This window comes from Phytobacter palmae, assembly GCF_039409775.1.
GTDB classification, from domain to species: Bacteria; Pseudomonadota; Gammaproteobacteria; order Enterobacterales; family Enterobacteriaceae; genus Phytobacter; species Phytobacter palmae.
The window spans coordinates 1-3,033 of record NZ_JBCIVJ010000053.1; the positions used below are offsets into that span (position 1 = coordinate 1).

The 3,033-nt window shown below is 51.7% G+C and carries 3 protein-coding genes and 1 pseudogene; all 4 read right to left on the bottom strand.

All coding sequences use genetic code 11. The annotated features are described in order from the left end of the window. Positions 1-188: pseudogene (locus AAIG39_RS25535) on the bottom strand (ADP-ribosylarginine hydrolase Tri1); the annotation flags it as partial. Further along, the gene (locus AAIG39_RS25540) at positions 185-1,516 is read right to left on the bottom strand and encodes a PAAR domain-containing protein (protein WP_343195043.1); all 1,332 of its coding nucleotides are present in this window, start codon (positions 1,514-1,516) and stop codon (positions 185-187) included. The gene AAIG39_RS25540 and the pseudogene AAIG39_RS25535, both read right to left, overlap by 4 nt. Further along, on the bottom strand, positions 1,516-2,316 hold the full coding sequence (locus AAIG39_RS25545) for a DcrB-related protein (RefSeq protein ID WP_343195044.1): 801 nt from the start codon (positions 2,314-2,316) through the stop codon (positions 1,516-1,518). Before AAIG39_RS25545 ends, AAIG39_RS25540 begins: the two co-directional genes overlap by 1 nt. Before the next feature lie 11 nt (positions 2,317-2,327). Continuing rightward, positions 2,328-3,033: type VI secretion system Vgr family protein (locus AAIG39_RS25550; protein ID WP_343195045.1), on the bottom strand; the 706-nt coding region annotated here is incomplete at its 5' end.

The window sequence follows — 3,033 nt, forward strand, 5'->3', positions numbered from 1 at the left end:
GGCCTGACCTGATCAGGCGTGTCATACCATTTTGGTGAAGCCGCCTGAATCGGCTCCTCAACGAGAGGATTTGCAAGATAATCATACTGCATACGATGCTGAGTTCGTGCGCCAGGTGAAGGGATATATTGGTCATATCTCGAGGCGTAGCGCTCGATTTCACGTAAATCAGAATGCAGATCAATCATGGTATTTCCTTGTATCTCAAGTAGGTTTTGCCGCCTACATCGGTGCGCTCAAGCACCTCAAATTTTGTACCGGGTTTGAATAAAACTTCCGTTTCATTCATTTCTTTATATTGGGACAGGAAATCAATTTGTCGACCCGATGTCCCTTCTATCGTGATTTGCGTCGGACCATCAAACCCTTTGTAGATATCTGAACTCATAAATGCCGGATCGGAAACCACTTCCCCTACCTGATTTTTTGCAAGAACATCCGCAGGCAAATCAGTTCCACGTTGGGTGGTCCCTACATAAGGGTCAAGTTTATCAAGCCCCTGATTAATATGATCAACAAAAGCCTGCCGTTCTGGCGTCATTTCAATTTGCCCACGCAGAGCCATGTTTACTTCGGTATATCCTGGGTTGGTTGTATAACCGTATAGTGCACCAATTTCATCGTCCGACAAACGTTGAGAGAGCTCAGGGTTATGCCTGTCCGCAAGTTCTCGCCCTTTTTGCGTCCATTTGTTTGCCGTGGCCTCGCCTTTAGCCTCTTTGAGCGTCATAGAGGGTTTGTTGGATGCTGCCGCTACCGGTTCAGCATTGACGACCTCAGTGGCTCGCGCAGCACGCACAGCGTCAAATTTCGCGCCGCCTTTCATGCCGGCACCGCCACCTATCAGGCTGCCGAACAGCATGCTCCATTTTTGTCCGTCACTGCCCTCACCAAACAGCCATCCTCCTGCCCAGTTCCCTGCCGTCCCCCCCATCAGGGCGCCAGCAGTACTGAGCACAGCGATGGCTGGAGTAGCGACCACCGCAAGCGCCGCGGCTCCTACCCCCAGCATGACCCAGTTCACCCATTCCGGAACTTCCGGACTGATTTCGTCCGTTTGTACTTTCGCGCCACCAAAAAAAACATTGGGCGAACCGGCAAAAATCTCGGCACTACAAGTGAGTTTGTCTCCTAGCCGTGCTGCCGGATAATTATTGATATAGATCTTAATGGAACCTTCGGCGACCCGCTTTGGCGAACCACTATGTTCATCGCATTTGCCCAACGACAGATGCGCGCGAATTGCCTTACGGCTATTCACATAAACATTTGGCGAACCCTCAGTGAGCATGCCAGTGACATGTCGGGGCGCCCAGGACATACTTCCCAGCACCTCTCCCAACCCGCCTGCGGCGCAGGCACCTACAGCAGCTGACGCCACAACCAGCGCCAGCCCGCCGGTTGCTACTGTCGCAGCCCCCAGTATGGCACCACCGATAAGCCCAACAATCATCCAGGATTTCGATGCTGTGTGGGCTATAGGATCATCGACCCTTGCAGCCTGTAGCGCAGTCATTACGACGAAGTCCGTTGCCGGGTAAGAAACGCCAGTATCTGCTCAGGGGAAGCGAGTCCCTGCGGCCCGTTAACGGTGCGGCAGATACTGAGTTGTTGTTCCAGATGATGCCCAGGCACTGTGGCAACAGACCATAGGGCGTAGCGTATCGGCTGCGTGTCGGGGACAGGTGCGATACGCAGCGGGGAACCGTCCTGGGCATAGAGTAAGTAGAGACCTTCACGGGCACGCTGCAAAGGCAGACTTCGATATAACGCTTGCACACCGGAAAAAACGTCCAGATGACAACTTTCCGTATCCAGCGCGAAAAAGAGATCCGGGTTATCCGCGCGGATCATTTCCCCAAGCGTCGTCTCATGTTTATTATGGTGAAAGCGGATACTCGCAATAATGTCCTGATATTGTTTCTGATAAAGCTCAGTAAATTCACCAGGACAGGTGCCAATATAGCAAACAACTTTTTTCCCACCCGACGGCTCATCCAGAAGAATAATAATCTGGCGCTGGAAAATTAACACGTTGCCATTTTTAAATTGATAAAAAAGCTCAACAGCCGGCTCACCATCGATTAACTTCTGCTGTGTCAATTCCATGCGAAATTCTGGCACTGTAACTTCCAGTTCGCGGGCGATACGCGCCGCAACTGCCTGTACGGTCTCCCCGTTTTTCGCCCCCGCACGAGATACAACAAAGGTAAATTCACTGGCACCTGTGTCATTGAGGGTAAAAAGATTCATCGTACGGTCTTTAAATACATCAGGTAAAGCGAGTGTCGCCTCCTGGAGAATATAGTCAGCCATCGCGCTTCCCTTTATTTATTAGCTTTAACGATAAAAAAGTTATCAACTTCCTGCTGTATTGCGGTTTGTTGATTCGAGCCAACCGCCAGGGTTCCGGCACTGCCATCGGCCGGATTCAGGTGCAGGTCGCCACTAAGAGTATTAATTTGCGCACTCTCTGCCGCCGTGAAATTAAAGTTATTGCCGATTATGCTGACCGTACCGTCCTTGAGCAGTTCAATTGCGCTTTGCCCGCATTCAATACGCAGCATTTCGCCTGCAGCAAGCGTAAAAGTGTTCACAACCTTATCATCGCGGTTATTACCCGTCAGACTGGTGAGATTTCCCTTAACGCCTGTATTCTGGTCCTTCACTACCCGTAAGGTTTCATTCTCACCAACGAACTGAGTGTGATTCTTCTCAATAGTATGCGTTTCGTCATTCTTAACGTTGGTGTCCATGTTCCGTTCGGCCTGGATCCAGACCTGCTCCTCCCCCGCTTTATCTTCAAAACGCAGGGCGTTGGCGGTATCAGCAGAACCGTCTTTCGAACGGCTGAGGAACCCCATCTGCGTGGCGGCGGCAGGAAGCGCCCACGGCGGCATGCTGGCTTCGTTATAGACACGCCCGGTGATGATTGGTCTGTCCGGGTCACCGTTAATAAAATCGACCACCACTTCATCGCCGACGCGTGGAATTTGCACCCCACCAAAACCCTGCCCCGCCCAGGCGCTGGAG